Raw genomic sequence first — 16,318 nt, 5'->3', positions numbered from 1 at the left:
CCGGGAGAGAGTACGGTGTTAGTTATGTTGGAAATAATATATTAGCGTAACTGATAGTAAGTTATCTATGATATGTGATCTAAATCACTTTTAAGCCAGAGTGAATAATGGAACGACTAAAAAGAATGTCGGTGTTTGCCAAAGTGGTAGAGCTGGGATCGTTTACCAGCGCCGCCAGGCAGCTTGAGATGAGCGTATCGTCTATCAGCCAGACGGTATCGAAGTTAGAAGACGAGTTACAGGTCAAGCTGTTAAACCGCAGTACTCGCAGTATTGGCTTAACCGAGGCAGGCCGGATCTACTATCAGGGTTGTCGTCGCATGCTGCACGAAGTCCAGGAAGTCCACGAGCAATTATACGCTTTCAATAACAGCCCTATCGGCACGCTGCGGATTGGTTGTTCTTCAACCATGGCGCAAAATGTCCTCGCAACGCTGACTGCCGGTATGCTGCGCGATTATCCCGGGCTGTCGGTCAATCTGGTAACCGGCATTCCTGCGCCGGACCTGATAGCCGACGGGCTGGATGTGGTTATCCGCGTGGGCGCGCTTCAGGATTCAAGCCTGTTCTCAAAACGTCTCGGCTCCATGCCGATGGTGGTCTGTGCGGCCAAAAGCTATCTCGCGCAGGCCGGCACGCCGGAAAAACCCGCCGATCTCGCCAATCATTCATGGCTTGAATACAGCGTACGTCCTGACAATGAATTCGAACTGATCGCCCCCGAAGGTATTTCCACGCGTTTGCTCCCGCAAGGCCGCTTTGTCACCAACGACCCGATGACGCTTTCCCGCTGGCTCAAGGCGGGTGCGGGCATTGCGTATGTTCCGCTCATGTGGGTTATCGATGAGATCAACAGCGGCGAGCTGGAGATCCTCTTTCCGCGCTATCAGTCCGATCCGCGCCCGGTCTATGCGCTTTATACCGAAAAAGACAAACTACCGCTCAAAGTGCAGGTGTGTATCAACGCGCTAAATGATTATTTTGTGATGGTGGCGCAGGTGTATCAGGAGATGCGGGGCAGAAACGGGAAGGGAAAAGAGAGCCGTACCTGAATGCCTCGCCCCTCGTAACAGAGGGGCGAAACAGAAGGCTTATGCGGTGCCGCCAACCGTGAGGTTATCCACTTTCAGCGTCGGTTGGCCGACGCCCACCGGCAGGCTTTGTCCCTCTTTGCCGCACACGCCGACGCCGTTATCCAGCTTCACGTCGTTGCCGACCATCGAGATCTGCTGCATCGCCTCAATACCAGAGCCGATAAGCGTCGCGCCTTTCACCGGCTTCGTCACTTTGCCCTTTTCGATAAGGTAGGCTTCAGAGGTCGAGAAGACGAACTTACCGGAAGTAATATCCACCTGGCCGCCGCCAAAATTCGGGGCGAAGATACCGTACTCTACAGACTCGATAATCTCCTGCGGCGTGGATTTCCCGGCCAGCATATAGGTGTTGGTCATACGTGGCATCGGCAGGTGCGCGTAGGATTCGCGGCGCCCGTTGCCAGTCGGCGGGACGCCCATCAGGCGCGCGTTAAGCTTATCCTGCATATAGCCTTTCAGAATGCCGTTTTCGATAAGCACGTTGTACTGTCCCGGTACGCCTTCGTCATCAATCGCCAGTGAACCACGGCGGTTGGCGAGCGTGCCGTCATCCACCACGGTGCAAAGTTCAGAGGCGACGAGCTGGCCCATCTGACCGCTAAAGACTGAAGTCCCGCGACGGTTAAAATCGCCTTCCAGACCGTGACCGACCGCTTCGTGCAGCAGCACGCCAGGCCAGCCCGCGCCGAGCACCACCGGCAGCGTGCCCGCAGGGGCCGCCACCGCGCTGAGATTCACCAGCGCCATGCGTACGGCTTCTCGCGCCCACGCTTCAGCGCGCACTTCACCCTCGGTCTCTTCAAGGAACCACTGGTAACCGAAACGTCCGCCGCCGCCGCTGGAGCCGCGCTCGCGTTTGCCATCATCTTCAACCTGTACGCTGACAGAAAGACGCACCAGCGGACGCACATCCGCCGCCAGCGTGCCATCGGTCGCGGCCACCAGAATCAGTTCATAGACGCCGGTCAGGCTCGCGCTCACTTCCTGAACGCGTTTGTCTGCCGCGCGCGCTGCGTTATCAACGCGACGTAAAATATCGAGTTTCTCTTCACGGCTCAGGCTTTGCAGTGGGTCAAGCGTGGTGTAAAGCGGGGAATACTCAACGGCGTTCAGCGTTTTCACACGTCCGTCGCCCTGCTCGCGCACAATGCTGCGCGCGGCCTGCGCACTCTGCGTCAGCGCCAGCAGGCTAATCTGATCGGCATACGCAAAACCGGTTTTTTCACCACTAACCGCGCGCACGCCCACGCCCTGGTCGATGTTGTAAGAGCCGTCTTTAATGATGCGGTCTTCTAAAACCCAGGATTCGTGATAACTGGACTGAAAATAAAGATCGCCGTAATCCAGGCGGCGCTCATAAAGCTGGCCCAGGATGGAGAAGAGATCCTGATGGCTCAGGCCATTTGCAGACAGTAGCTGCTCACTTACCAGGTTCAGACTCATTGTTTGCTACTCTCATGGTCCTGCCCGCACGGGCAATGAAAAAGGTTATCAGGCGAGCTTGCGGTAATTCCAGGCTGGCGTCAAATCATTGCGCCACTTCCGCACGCGGCTGGCGCATCACCTCATTGATTTGCGGCTTATCGACCGGCCCGGTGATGTGGTAACGCAGAACGGAAATTTTATTCCACAGCGGGCCAAGCACTTTACTGGCCGCAAACACCGCCGCCCCGACAATCGGGTTGACGGCAAAGGCCGCCGCGACACCAACCGTCGCCGAAATTTCCGGCGCTACGACCGCTTCCATGTCCAGCGTCCGGGCAGGCAGGTTAACGGAGCCTTTCATGGCGATATCCGCTTCCAGTCCGTCGACCAGCGTATCGTCGGTATGCAGCACGCCGTCTTTAATCCACGCGGTGCTGCGAATCGAATCGTAATAAAAACCTTCGCCGAAGGTATCGCTGAAGTCAAAGCGCAGCTTACGAAGCAGCGCGTCAAAGCTCAGCAGACGCAGCAACTGGCCCGCGTGGCCGGTGCCGAGATCGGCGATTTGCCCTTTGCCAAGCCGCGTGTGTAGCACGCCGCTCAGTGAGGCTTCATCAGGTTTCCAGGGCGCATCGCGCCAGTGCAGATCGTAATCGACATTAAATGACGAGCCTTGCAGCGGCGTTTTCACGCCGAAGAAATTGGTCGCGGCGTCGAGCTGTTTGCCTTTCAGGACGCCTTTTAGCGAGGTGCGCATCGCATCGGCGCGGTTGACCCATTCCCCCTGCATCGTAAGGCGTGCAAAGCCGGTATCCAGCAGGCCGTTCGAAAGCGACAGCGTATCGCCGTTAATCGTGAAATCGCCATCGATGCGACCATATTTCTGGCCCCACAGCCAGCACTCGGCGCAGCGCAGCGCCAGATTCGGCCAGCCGCTGAAATCTATCGCCTGCGCAGGTTTGCCGGAAGCCCCGCTCAACACCGAGGCCGCCTCTTTTTCCTGGGCCGGGTTGTAATAGAGGTAATCGATGGTGGCCTGCCATGGTGCGCCGTCGCGCATCAGCAAGCGCCCGTTGATTTCGCGCCCCTGCGCAGAAATTTCCGTACCTTCCGCTTGTGGTTTTGCCATCACGCTCAGGTTATTCCAGCGCTGGCCACCAAAGGTCAGCGCGGGGGTGCGCAGCGTAATGGCTTCCGGGAATTGCGTGGTGCTACTCACCTTCTGCGCCGCGCCCTGATTAAAGAGCGCCAGCCACTGTGCGCCATCCATCGCGGGCAGGTTAAGCTCAACGCCGCGGTTTTCCGGCAATGGGGGTGTAGTGCGGCTGTCCGTGGCCCAGATGGCGCGATCCAGCGTCAGTTTGCGGCCCAGCAGCCAGCGGCTGTTGAAATGGTTTTCTGCCCCCACGTTACCGGTGATATCGAAACGTTGCAGGTCGCCTTTGGCGCGGACTTTAAACGGCAGCGCTTTCCCGGCGGCTTTATCGACCGGCTGAGGTAAGTGACTACTTACATTCTTCAGATCGCCACTAATATCGACCTGGTAATTGACGCCAGCATGATACGGCAGCGAAATCCCTACTTTGCCGCTCCAGGGAATCGAGCCGCTGAGCGCCTCGTTCAGGGGTTTTGGCAAAAGCCCGGTGCGGGTGGGCTGCCAGTCGCCGTTCATGTTGACGTCCACCTGATAGGCTTTCTCTTCTTCACGCGTGGCGAAGTCGATATTCAGCGGTTGATTGAACCAGGTGGCCTGTAGCGGCTCGCTTTTAAGATTGCCATTCACAAAACTGAATTTCCCGTTCAGGTTATGCAGCGTACTGTTCAGTGGCTTCACAAAAAGCGCGTTGTTACGCAGCCAGACATCGCCCTCGGCCGTGGTCATTGAGCCGTCGAGCGGAATATCAAGATGTAAGCGAGCATTCACATCGCCATCAAGCTGGAGTTCCTCAAGCGTTGAGCCCAGTGAATCCGCAAGCGGCGTGTCGTTAAAATAAGGCCCGACCGCTTTACCCGGCCCGGCGATATCAGCGTCGATAAACAGTTTTTCCTGCGAGTAATCGGGGATGACGGCCGTCAGGCTTTTGCCCGTCACGCCGCCAAGCCCTACCTGTGGCGCGGCCATCCACAAACCGTCATTACGGAAATCCAGGTCGATGGCCAGGTCTTTTAGCGCAGGCCAGTCAGGCTGAAACGCATAAGTGGCGTTACGCAGCGGGACGTACACTTCAAACTGACCATCATTTTGTTTATACGGAAAATGTTGCGGATTGCCGACATACACCAGCGTCGCATTCTCAACCTGACCACCCTGAATCGCCCCGCTCAGGTAATCCACAAGATCTTTACCCATCAGGTTTTCCGGGAAATAGCGCCAGGCTTGTGCGGCATCAGGCGTTGCAATGCCAGCCAGGATCTCCAGCCACGGCTGACCACTCTTCGGCTGTTGATAGCGGAAATCGCCACGCGCCCACAGCGAGTGCGCCTGTACGTCTAGATTTTTGCCATCGAGCGTAAAGCCGTCGGCATTGTTACGCCAGTCAAAGGTCGCCTCGCCGCGGGCTACCTCCAGCGGCGCGCGGAAAACACCTTGATAAGGCATGCGGGCATCGTTCATTCGCACCGTTGTGCGTCCATGTTCAAGCGTGCCGGATACCGAGCCAGAAAAATGTTCCGCCCCGGGCAGGAGCTTCCACTGCTGCCAGGAGAGATCGTGCCATTTGGCGAAAAAGCGGGTTTTGTCTGTTGCTTCAAGCGGTATATCCAGCGCCAGCGCATCGATTTTCCCTTGTGGGCGAGTGCTGCCCCACACATCGCCAAGCGACGGCGCAAGGCGGGTGGCCAGCGGTAAAAATCCTTCCAGACCGCTCAACGCCAGATTGCTGGCGCGCACGCGCAGTTCGTTGCTGCGGCGCACTTTATCGCCCTCTACCGGCTGATCGGCAAGCCAGGCGAGCTTCAGCGACCCGGCAGGCCAGGGTTTATCGTCAACCGTCACGCGCGTCTGTGGAATAGCGACCTGCCAGGCGTTGTCGTCGCGGCTGATATGTGCGGTGAGGTTATCCACGGATAACTGGTGGTTACGGTCATCGCCGCGCCACGTGGTACCACCCTGTTTTAACCAGATATCGCCACCCGCCACTTCGCCATCGCGCAGCGTCATCCATGCCTCAAGACTAAACTGCGCGCTGGTAAGATCGACGTTGTCTTTCATCCATTTGCCAAGCCAGGGCTTAACATCCACATCGTCGGCCTGCATCCAGACCGTGCCGCGGTTTAGTAACCCATTGTCGTCGCGCAAATCCATACGCACCTGCATCACGCCGTGCTGGCCGGTGAGGCTCGACAGGCTCACTTCACCTTCAGCGCGATGGCGGTTTTTGCCGTTAAGCCAGGTGAGTTGGGGGATTGCGAGCTCGGCGCGCTGGCCGGAGAGGGTGATAAAACTGACGGTGCTGTCGCGCAGATCGAAATGATCGAACTGACGGAAGAAGAGATCGCTGAACTTATTGCCTTCCAGCGGGTTGCCGCCTTCGCTTTGCTTAAAAGGCGTATTGGTGCGCATCTGGAGTTGATAAAAAGTGAGATCGCGAAATTGCCAGCGCGCGTGCAGCAGGCTTTGCCAGACATCCAGCGCGAGCGTGACACGTTTAACCGAAAAGCTGCCGCCATCGCTAAGCTGCACGCGGATATCGCGCACATCAAGCGTGGGGCCGAATGTCTGCCAGGCGGCGGCGATGTGGCTTGCCTGCACCGGCACGCCCGTGGCGGCGGAGATCTTCTCCAGTAACGCCGGGCGCCAGGTGTTGAGATGTGGCAACGCGAGCCGCAACCCACTCACCATCAGTGCGACGATAACAACCAGCGTTGCGCCTGTGAGTAGCAAAATGCCCGGCAGTCGCCTCACCCTTCTCTCCTTGTCAGCCGCCGCGGCGGTACCTTCACTCACACAGTTGACCGCTGTGCGTTACATCATGACCACGTCGAACTGCTCCTGGTTATAGAGCGGTTCGATTTGCACCTTAACCTGTTTACCGACAAAAATCTCCACTTCGGCCAGCGCATGGGATTCATCGCTTTTCAGTGCCTCCGCCACGGCTGGCGAGGCGTAGACCAGGAAGCGATCGGAGTCGTATGCATGATGCACGCGCACAATTTCGCGCATGATTTCATAGCAGACGGTTTCCACGGTTTTAACGGTGCCGCGCCCATGACAGGTTGGACAGTCATTGCACAGCACATGTTCGATGCTTTCACGGGTGCGCTTACGCGTCATTTCCACCAGGCCGAGCTGCGAGAAGCCGTTAATGCCAGTCTTAACGCGATCCTTGCTCAGCGCCTGCTCCAGCGAATGCAGTACGCGGCGGCGGTGATCTTCATTACTCATATCGATAAAGTCGATGATGATAATGCCGCCGAGATTACGCAGCCGCAGCTGGCGGGCGATCGCCTGTGTTGCTTCGATGTTGGTGTTAAAAATGGTGTCGTCGAGATTACGATGGCCGACAAAAGCGCCGGTGTTGATATCAATCGTCGTCATCGCTTCGGTTTGATCGATGATCAGATAGCCGCCAGATTTCAGCTCAACTTTGCGCTCCAGTGCGCGCTGGATTTCGTTCTCAACATCATAGAGATCGAAAATCGGCTGGCGACCGCTGTAGTGCTCAAGCTTGCTGTTCATCTCCGGCATATATTCCGCCGTAAACTCCAGCAGCATTTCATAGGTCAGGCGGGAATCAACGCGGATGCGGTCAAGCTGAGCCACCGCGAAATCACGCAGGACACGCTGGGCCAGCGCCAGTTCGCCGTAAAGCTGATAACGCGTCTGATGGCGTTTTTTACGCTCCATCACTTTGGTCCAGACGCGTTTCAGGTAGGCGGCATCAGACGCTAAATCGTCTTCACATACCCCTTCCGCGGCGGTACGGATGATAAAACCACCCTGCTCATCGCAGTAATCCGCCACAATGCGCTTTAAGCGCTCGCGCTCGGTTTCGCTCTCAATGCGCTGGGAAACCCCAACGTGGGATGCGCCTGGCATAAAAACCAGATAACGCGACGGCAGCGTAATGTCGGTCGTGAGGCGGGCGCCTTTGGTGCCGAGCGGATCTTTGACGACCTGCACCATGAGATCCTGTCCCTGGCGCACCAGTTCAGAGATATCGCGGACAGTGAAGTTTTTCTGCTCGTCACCCGCCACGCATTCGGTGTGCGGCATGATGTCGGAGGCGTGAAGAAACGCGGCTTTATCGAGGCCAATATCTACAAATGCCGCCTGCATTCCCGGAAGAACGCGACTGACCCGACCTTTGTAGATATTGCCTACTATTCCGCGGCGCGCTTCACGCTCAATATGGATTTCCTGCAAAATACCGCCATCAATATACGCTACCCGGGTTTCCGACGGGGTAACGTTGACCAACAATTCAGCCGTCATGTTGTTTATCCCTCACGCAGTGAGTTGAATTCGCTCAGTAATTCCCAGGTTTCTACCAGCGGAAGACCTACCACCGCGTGGTAACTTCCCTCAATACGTCGAACAAAACAGCCGCCCAGCCCCTGAATACCGTAAGCGCCCGCTTTATCCATCGGCTCGCCACTCGCCACATACGCCGCAATATCCTGCTCCGTCAACGCGCGGAAGGTCACCTGCGTCACGACCAGACGCTCACGCACGCGCGTGGCATCCGCCAGTGCGACGCCGGTCATCACCTGGTGCGTCTGCCCGGAGAGGCTACGCAGCATATCCGCGGCATGTGCGGCATCGCGCGGTTTTTCCAGCACGTCGCCGTTTAGCACCACGATGGTGTCTGCGCCCAGCACAGGGAGATCGCGCGTGGCCAGCGCTACTCCAGCACGGGCTTTGTCGCGAGCGAGACGAATAACATAATCCTGCGGCGCTTCCTGATCAGCGCGCTGCTCTTCCACACCCGGCACCAGACGTTCAAAGGTAACGCCCAGCATTCTCAGCAGCTCCTGCCGACGCGGCGAGCCCGATGCGAGATAAAGATCTGTCATATCTGTCCTTTATTGTACAGCAAACTGTTGACGCACTTTGCGCATCAGCAGGAATATCCAGGGCCAGAGCACACCGTTCACTACGCTGCTCCAGAAGACTTCTGGTCGCAAGGAGACATCGATAACCAGGAATTCCGCCCAGAAGACAATAATATCGGCGGCCAGCGACAAGAGCATGACCACCAGCGCCTGTTGCCAGAGCGCCAGATTGCGGAATAGCTGGAATTTCAGCGCGACCAGGTAGGCGATAATGCTCAGTGAAAGCGCGCGAACCCCGAGCGTAGAGCCACTGATAAGATCCAGTATGGCACCCATCACAAAACCCGTGCCAACATTTACGCGATGCGGCAGCGCAAGGATCCAGTACAGGAGAATCAACAGCACCCAGTTAGGCCGGAAGACGATAATCGCATCCGGCCAGGGCATAATCTGCAGCAGCAGCGCGATTAAAAAGGAGAGCCAGATAACCCAGCGCCCCTGACTACGGTAGCTCGCCACTACTGCCCTCCCTGTGCGGGAGGTGCGCCGTTAGACGGCGTGGTGGCAGGAGAGGCCGCGTTCGGCGCAGCCGGAGCGGGCGCAGGCGGCCCCATCGCATCCGGCGACGGTAAGACCTGCGGCATCATCTGCATCAGACGTTCGTTCGCCACACGATGCACTTCTTCCGGCGTCATCGGGTTAGCGCCTTCGCGATCCGCGCCCCAGAGAAGCAGCAGATAACGCAGACGCTGCAGGCCCGCAGTCGGACGAGCCTGGATAACCGTGTAAGCACGCTGGGTATCAAGCTTAACCGATGACACGACGCCCACCGGATATCCTTCCGGGAAACGCCCGCCAAGACCCGATGTCACCAGCACGTCGCCAACGCGAATATCGGTGTTGGCCGGCAGATGCTCAAGCTGCAAATCATCAGTGCAACCGCTACCCGCAGCAATTACGCGAATATCGTTACGCAGCACCTGGATAGGCAACGCATGGGTAGCGTCGCAGATAAGCAGCACGCGGCTGGTCAGTTTCGCGACCGCGACGACCTGACCGACCACGCCTTTATCGCTGATGACCGGCTGTCCTTCATAAACGCCGTTAACGCTGCCCTTATCAATCACGACCTGATCGCTGTAGGGATCGTTAACGGTTGAGATCACCTGCGTGACCATTTTCTGTTCGTCCTGACGCAGCGGCGAGCCCAGCAGTTCGCGCAGGCGCGCGTTTTCCTGCTTGTACTGACCAAGCATCAGAATTTCGCTGTTTTTCAGCAGCAGCTCCTGGCGCAGCGCCCGGTTTTCCAGCTCAAGCTGATCGCGGGACGCCAGCGTTTGCGAGACACTGTCGAGTAATTCACGTGGACCGTTGGAGATAAAGTAGAAAGGACTGACGGCGGTATCCATGTACGTTCGAATCTGACTAAACGTACCGAGGCGGCTGTCGGCGATGATGACACCAAGCGCCACCAGCACCGCCAGAATAAGGCGAATCTGTAGCGACGGGCCACGGCTAAAAATTGGCTTCATAGGCTATGCGTATTCCCAAACCAACAAGAAGGGCAACCTGAGTTGCCCTTTCCTGCGGCTGTTACTCTTCGCTGAACAGGTCGCCGCCGTGCATGTCGATCATTTCCAGCGCCTTGCCGCCGCCTCGGGCTACGCAAGTGAGCGGATCTTCCGCCACCACAACCGGAATGCCGGTCTCTTCCATCAGCAAACGGTCAAGGTTACGCAGCAGCGCGCCGCCGCCGGTCAGTACCATACCGCGCTCGGAGATGTCGGAAGCCAGTTCCGGCGGGCACTGTTCCAGCGCAACCATAACGGCGCTGACAATGCCGGTCAGCGGTTCCTGCAGCGCTTCGAGAATTTCGTTGGAGTTCAGAGTGAAACCGCGCGGTACGCCCTCTGCCAGGTTACGGCCGCGAACTTCGATTTCGCGGACTTCATCGCCTGGGTAGGCGGAGCCGATTTCATGTTTGATACGCTCAGCGGTGGCTTCACCGATAAGCGAGCCGTAGTTACGGCGCACATAATTAATGATGGCTTCGTCAAAGCGGTCACCGCCGATACGGACGGAGGAGGAGTACACCACGCCGTTCAGGGAGATCACGGCAACTTCGGTCGTACCGCCACCGATATCCACCACCATAGAGCCGGTCGCTTCAGACACCGGCAGGCCTGCGCCAATGGCAGCCGCCATAGGCTCTTCAATCAGGAAAACTTCGCGAGCGCCAGCGCCCTGTGCGGATTCGCGGATAGCGCGGCGTTCAACCTGCGTCGCACCAACCGGAACGCACACCAGCACACGCGGGCTCGGACGCATAAAGCTATTGCTATGCACTTGCTTAATAAAGTGCTGGAGCATTTTTTCCGTGACAAAGAAATCGGCGATCACGCCATCTTTCATCGGGCGGATAGCAGCGATATTACCCGGCGTACGGCCAAGCATCTGCTTCGCTTCATGACCTACGGCCGCGACGCTCTTCGGCGAGCCGGCACGATCCTGGCGAATGGCAACCACGGAAGGCTCATTCAGTACGATGCCTTGCCCTTTTACATAGATAAGGGTATTCGCGGTACCCAGGTCAATGGACAGGTCATTGGAAAACATGCCACGAAATTTTTTAAACATACTAAGGGATAATCCTGAAAGCTGGGGCGGAAAACAAAATCCGCTTACTTTACCAACCACACGAAGCAGCGACAAGGCGCAAAAAATGTTCTGCATCGGTGAAAAATAGTGCGGCTTTTCCTTCTGTTAAACCGTCGCCGCCCCGGTCTTTCCGGCTGACGATTTCGTGAGCGTTGCTGGCCCGACGACGTTTTAAACACACAGAGTTAAAGCCTGCTTTAATATGCTGCGACATTCTGGCCGGCAGGCATGCGCCCCCTTAAGATGCAGCGCGCGTTATTCTACGTGAAAACAAGTTAAACGGCAGGTCAAACCGAGTATCTTTGCGAATATTTTTTCACAGTAGTATCGAGAGGTTGCGAGGCGGCAAAAAAATCCCCCTGACCTCCCGTCACGCCACGCTCGACCAGCGTCTGCCATTCACTTTTGGTTCTGACGCCGGCAGCAAAAACCCGCGTCTGCGTTCCGTTGCACGCCTCCACCAGACTTTGCACAAAAAGCTGGTTTTCGGTGCGCTTGTTGATGTCCCGCACCAGCCCCGGATGCAGCTTGATGATTTCAACATCCAGCGCGGTAATCCAGGCCGTGCTGACCACCGTTAATCCCGCCTGAACCACCGCGATGCGAAGCCCAAGCGCCCTGATTAAACGCACAACCGGTTGTAAACGGTTGAGGTGTTGACAAACATCTGCCTCGGCAAGTTCAAAAAGAATGCGTTTTCGATGCGATTTTTCGCATTGCATCAGAGTGTCACGCAGCCAGCGCTGAAATGGCGGGCGGATAAGCGATTCCACGGTCACGGGTAACGCCAGAGTTTCATCAGGCCAGAAACGCAGAAGCGGCATTACACGGGTAATTAACTGGCGGTCGTACTGCTCGGAGAGGCCAAACTGCTGCACCATCGGCATATACTCCGCCGCCAGCACCTCTTCCTCACCATCAAAAATGCGACACAGCAATTCACGATGATGCACGTAGCCATCACGCAATACGGCTGGTTTTTGATAAAAGCGCGGGCCGCCGCGTTGCAGCGCGTTTTCAATCAGCGTTCGCCAGCGCACATTGCCGCGGCCTTTCTCCGGCAGCGAACTGTCATACACGGCCCAGCCATTTCCGCCCTGCAATATCGCGTTGCGGGCCGCCACCTCGGCATGTTCCATCACCTGTTCGGGCGTCTGTCCGCTGCGCCAGGCGCAAATGCCGATATGCAGCATATCGCTGCTGTCGAGCATACGCGTCGGCGGCAGCGTGCCTACCGCCTTGAGCAACTGGCTGGCGATGCTGTCGGCCTCTTTCAGCGTCCGGTGCGGCAGCAAAACGGCGAAATCGCTGCGAAAATAGCGGGCCAGCAGCGCACCGGGGTAGCGCATAATAAAGGTGGAGAGCATGTTAATGAGCGTGAAGAGATACTCTTCCACCGCGGTTTTGCCCCAGCTTTCGCGCAGCATGTCGAAATCGGGCAGACGGATCATCATAACCACGCCGTGCGTCACCACTTTCTCCTGCTCTTCAAGCAGCGTCGCCAGTTGGTTATCAAAGAAAATGCGGTTACTGAGGCCGGTTTTCGCATCCTGCGCGGCAAAGGCGCGGATAAGCGTATCCATGCGGCTGCGCTGCTCGCCCGCCAGCTGGAGTTCCGACAACAGGACATCCAGCGCGCTGCTGGCATGCGTGGGCCACTCGTGAACGTTGCCGCGCGCGTTGGCGCCGCGCTCGCCATTGAGGATGCGTACCGCCCGCCCTTCCAGCAGTTCCTGACCCGCCAGTTGGCGCTTGATCCAGCGCACCGACACAAAAATGATAATGACCATCATGGCGAAGGCGAGCGTCAGCGGCGCGGTCGTCAGCAGAGAGCGATAGTAGGTCACCAGCGGATCTTGCCAGGTCAAACGCACCGTCATTCCGGGATGTTTAATCAGTGGCACGGTCAGTTGACGATTGCGGGTCTGAATCGTGGATTCCCGGTAGCTTTCGGGTCTCGCATGGCTGAAAACGACTTTACCGCCCAGTTCGAACTCAATTAATACGATATCGAGCGGCACCATGATTTCATCCAGGCGCGGCTGCATCGCCTGCGGCGAATGAAACACCAGCTCGTTATCCACCACGGATGCCACGGACGCGACACGCTGCGTCACTTTATGCTGAATGGCGTTGAAAAAGCTGAGTGAGCAACCAAGCAGCGTCACCAGCATTGCCAGACCGACCAGCAACGTGACAAAGGCGGAGAATTTCGTCGTTAAGCGCATCCTTGTGTTAACTCCGTGGTTGGTTTTCACGCGGGGGAACCGCCTTTCGGTTCTTCACGCTAATGAACGGATGGAAGTGAGTGCTAACTTTAAATACCGAACCGCGCATACTACCAGAATTGGGAGAACGGTTATGCAGTTTTATTGCGTCAAATCGGCATAACGTTTCAATATGCGAGTATAGTCCTCAGGAATGATTTTCCCACTTAAGTCGTTTTTAAGGAGCATTAACATGCAGGCTTTACTTCTCGATCAGCAGGACGGCAAGACACTGGCTTCAGTTAAAGCCGTTGAAGAGACAATGCTGCCGCAAGCCGAAGTCACCGTTGATATCGACTGGTCGAGCCTTAACTATAAAGATGCGCTCGCAATCACCGGCAAAGGCAAAATCATTCGTGAATTCCCGATGGTGCCGGGCATCGACTTCGCAGGCGTAGTGCGCGACAGCGCCGATGCGCGCTTTACGCCAGGCCAGCAGGTGCTGCTGACCGGTTGGGGCGTTGGCGAAAATCACTGGGGCGGGCTTGCAGAAACAGCGCGTGTGAAAGGCGACTGGCTGGTGCCGCTGCCGGAAGGACTGACTGGCCGTCAGGCGATGATCATCGGGACGGCGGGTTTTACCGCCATGCTGTGTGTGATGGCGCTGGAAGACGCGGCCGTGCGACCGGAAAGCGGCGAAGTGCTGGTGACGGGCGCAAGCGGCGGCGTGGGTAGCACGGCGGTCGCGCTGTTACATCATCTGGGTTATGAGGTCGTGGCCGTCTCCGGGCGCGAAAGTACGCATGACTACCTGAAAAGTCTCGGGGCGAGCCGAATTCTTGGTCGTGACGAGTTTGCTGAAAGCCGACCGCTGGAAAAACAGCTGTGGGCAGGCGCAGTAGATACCGTCGGTGATAAGGTCCTTGCCAAAGTCCTGGCGCAGACTAACTATGGCGGCTGCGTCGCGGCCTGCGGTCTGGCGGGCGGTTTCGCGCTGCCGACTACCGTAATGCCTTTTATTCTGCGTAACGTGCGTCTGCAGGGCGTGGACTCTGTAATGACGCCGGCGCCGCGTCGTCTTGAAGCATGGCAACGCCTGGTGCGTGACTTGCCCGCGTCGTTCTATCAGCAGAGCGCGACCGAAATCACGCTTGACCAGGCGCCCAACTTCGCTGAGGCGATTATCAATAACCGCGCGCAGGGCCGGACGCTGGTAAAAATTCGTTAAGCTAAAATTTATTTACAGATAATTAACCTCTCCACTCGCAGGCTGACTTGTGCCCTGTCATGATTAAGGCGTAGCGTTATAGGTCGTTATTCCGGAGCCGGTCATGAAAAAAGTCAGCCGTTTAACCGAAGCCGATGTCACTGCAGAATCGGCTTTCTTCATGAAGCGTCGTCAGGTGCTTAAAGCCCTGGGCATTACCACCGCAGCGTTCTCGCTGCCCACTGTCGCACAAGCGGATGTGCTTTCCTGGTTTAAAGGTAACGATCGGCCTAAAGCGCCCACTGGCGCGCCGCTTGATTTCACTCGCCCGGCCCAGTACCAGCCAAAACTCGACCTGACGCCGGAAGATAAAGTCACCGGTTATAACAACTTCTATGAGTTCGGGCTCGATAAAGCCGACCCGGCAGCAAATGCGGGCGTGCTGAAAACGAATCCCTGGACGCTCAAAATCAGTGGAGAAGTGGCGAAGCCGCTGACGCTCGATCACGACGACCTGACAAAGAAGTTCCCCCTGGAAGAGCGCATTTACCGGATGCGTTGCGTAGAAGCCTGGTCGATGGTGGTGCCGTGGATTGGCTTCCCGCTGCATAAATTACTCGCGCTGGTCGAGCCCACCAGCAACGCCCGTTATGTCGCCTTCGAAACGCTCTACTCACCCGACATTATGCCCGGCCAGAAAGACCGTTTTATCGGCGGAGGGCTGGAATATCCTTACGTTGAAGCGCTGCGGCTTGATGAGGCGATGCACCCGCTTGTTATGCTTACCACGGGCGTTTACGGTAAAGCGCTGCCGCCGCAAAACGGCGCGCCGGTGCGCCTGACGGTGCCGTGGAAATATGGCTTTAAAGGCATTAAGTCTATCGTCAGCATTAAACTGACGCGTGAGCGCCCGCCAACCACGTGGAACCAGGCCGCGCCTGATGAATATGGCTTTTACGCCAACGTAAACCCGCATGTCGATCACCCGCGCTGGTCGCAGGCGAGCGAGCGCGTGATCGGCGCAGGCGGCGTGCTGGACGTTAAACGTCAGCCAACGTTGCTGTTTAACGGCTACGCCGACGAAGTGGCGTCGCTCTATCGTGGGTTGGATCTGCGGGAGAATTTCTGAGTGCGTTTAACGGCAAAACAGATTGTCTGGCTGAAAGTGGCGCTGCATCTCGCCGCATTTTTGCCGCTGGTTTGGCTCTTTTATGCGGCAAGTCAGGGTTTCTTCAGCGCTGACCCGGCGAAAGATATTCAGCATTTTACCGGCAGGATGGCGCTAAAGTTGTTGCTGGCGACGTTACTTGTCACGCCGCTGACGCGCCTTCTTAAGCAGCCGTTGCTGATCCGTACCCGTCGTCTGTTGGGCTTATGGTGTTTCGCGTGGGCCACATTGCATCTGGTGAGTTATTCGCTGCTCGAACTGGGGTTGAGTAATTTGTCGCTGCTGGGCAGTGAGCTTCTCTCCCGGCCCTATCTGACGCTTGGCGTAGTGAGCTGGCTGATTCTCCTGGCGCTCGCCTTGACGTCCTTTCAGGCGGCGCAGCGTAAACTGGGCCGCCGCTGGCAAACACTGCATAATTTCGTCTATCTGGTCGCGATCCTCGCGCCAGTTCACTACCTGTGGTCAGTGAAAACTCTGTCGCCACAACCCCTCCTCTACGCGCTGGGCGCGATCGTTCTGCTGGCATGGCGCTATAAAAAGCTGCGCCAATGGTGGCGAACATGAT

The 16,318-nt window shown here is 57.1% G+C and carries 13 protein-coding genes; 4 read left to right on the top strand and 9 right to left on the bottom strand.

All coding sequences use genetic code 11. The features are described 5' to 3' along the window. Positions 1 to 107: 107 nt before the first annotated feature. Positions 108 to 1,052, top strand: coding sequence for an HTH-type transcriptional activator AaeR (gene aaeR / locus AFK62_RS01970; RefSeq protein ID WP_032984441.1), 945 nt, complete (start codon positions 108 to 110; stop codon positions 1,050 to 1,052). 39 nt (positions 1,053 to 1,091) lie between these two features. Here aaeR and tldD read toward each other — a convergent pair whose 3' ends face one another. The 9 genes from tldD to csrD form a co-directional block, all read right to left on the bottom strand. Then, positions 1,092 to 2,537: a metalloprotease TldD gene (gene tldD, locus AFK62_RS01965; protein ID WP_007673317.1), complete on the bottom strand. Its 1,446-nt coding sequence runs from the start codon at positions 2,535 to 2,537 to the stop codon at positions 1,092 to 1,094. Positions 2,538 to 2,622: 85 nt separating this feature from the next. Next, positions 2,623 to 6,423 carry an AsmA2 domain-containing protein YhdP gene (yhdP, locus tag AFK62_RS01960; protein ID WP_007673320.1) on the bottom strand — a complete coding sequence of 1,267 codons (3,801 nt, stop codon included), beginning with the start codon at positions 6,421 to 6,423 and terminating at the stop codon, positions 2,623 to 2,625. Positions 6,424 to 6,483: 60 nt separating this feature from the next. Continuing rightward, entirely contained in the window at positions 6,484 to 7,953 is a 1,470-nt protein-coding gene (rng, locus tag AFK62_RS01955) for a ribonuclease G (RefSeq protein ID WP_007673323.1), read from the bottom strand. Between the two features lie 5 nt (positions 7,954 to 7,958). Then, positions 7,959 to 8,534, bottom strand: coding sequence for a Maf family protein (locus AFK62_RS01950; RefSeq protein ID WP_032984442.1), 576 nt, complete (start codon positions 8,532 to 8,534; stop codon positions 7,959 to 7,961). A 9-nt stretch (positions 8,535 to 8,543) separates the two neighbouring features. Next, positions 8,544 to 9,032, bottom strand: coding sequence for a rod shape-determining protein MreD (mreD, locus tag AFK62_RS01945; RefSeq protein WP_007673328.1), 489 nt, complete (start codon positions 9,030 to 9,032; stop codon positions 8,544 to 8,546). Beyond that, complete coding sequence (mreC, locus tag AFK62_RS01940) at positions 9,032 to 10,045, bottom strand: rod shape-determining protein MreC (protein WP_007673330.1); 1,014 nt, start codon at positions 10,043 to 10,045, stop codon at positions 9,032 to 9,034. Before mreC ends, mreD begins: the two co-directional genes overlap by 1 nt. Positions 10,046 to 10,106: 61 nt before the next feature. Next, entirely contained in the window at positions 10,107 to 11,150 is a 1,044-nt protein-coding gene (mreB, locus tag AFK62_RS01935) for a rod shape-determining protein MreB (RefSeq protein ID WP_004385136.1), read from the bottom strand. 49 nt (positions 11,151 to 11,199) lie between these two features. After that, complete coding sequence (locus AFK62_RS22030) at positions 11,200 to 11,385, bottom strand: hypothetical protein (protein ID WP_129232678.1); 186 nt, start codon at positions 11,383 to 11,385, stop codon at positions 11,200 to 11,202. A gap of 73 nt (positions 11,386 to 11,458) precedes the next feature. Further along, positions 11,459 to 13,399 (bottom strand): RNase E specificity factor CsrD, encoded by a 1,941-nt coding sequence (csrD, locus tag AFK62_RS01930; RefSeq protein ID WP_007673333.1) that lies wholly within the window; start codon positions 13,397 to 13,399, stop codon positions 11,459 to 11,461. Between the two features lie 232 nt (positions 13,400 to 13,631). On the opposite strand from csrD, the gene acuI reads away from it, so the two are divergent. The 3 genes from acuI to msrQ all read left to right on the top strand — a co-directional run bounded on the left by acuI (position 13,632) and on the right by msrQ (position 16,317). Continuing rightward, entirely contained in the window at positions 13,632 to 14,606 is a 975-nt protein-coding gene (gene acuI, locus AFK62_RS01925) for an acrylyl-CoA reductase (NADPH) (RefSeq protein ID WP_007673335.1), read from the top strand. 103 nt (positions 14,607 to 14,709) lie between these two features. Continuing rightward, positions 14,710 to 15,714 (top strand): protein-methionine-sulfoxide reductase catalytic subunit MsrP, encoded by a 1,005-nt coding sequence (msrP, locus tag AFK62_RS01920; protein WP_007673337.1) that lies wholly within the window; start codon positions 14,710 to 14,712, stop codon positions 15,712 to 15,714. After that, positions 15,715 to 16,317 carry a protein-methionine-sulfoxide reductase heme-binding subunit MsrQ gene (gene msrQ, locus AFK62_RS01915; RefSeq protein WP_007673340.1) on the top strand — a complete coding sequence of 201 codons (603 nt, stop codon included), beginning with the start codon at positions 15,715 to 15,717 and terminating at the stop codon, positions 16,315 to 16,317. Position 16,318 lies beyond the last annotated feature (1 nt).

Origin of the sequence: Cronobacter condimenti 1330, from assembly GCF_001277255.1 — a bacterium.
GTDB classification, from domain to species: domain Bacteria; phylum Pseudomonadota; class Gammaproteobacteria; order Enterobacterales; family Enterobacteriaceae; genus Cronobacter; species Cronobacter condimenti.
This window is presented reverse-complemented; position numbering and strand designations above follow the sequence as displayed.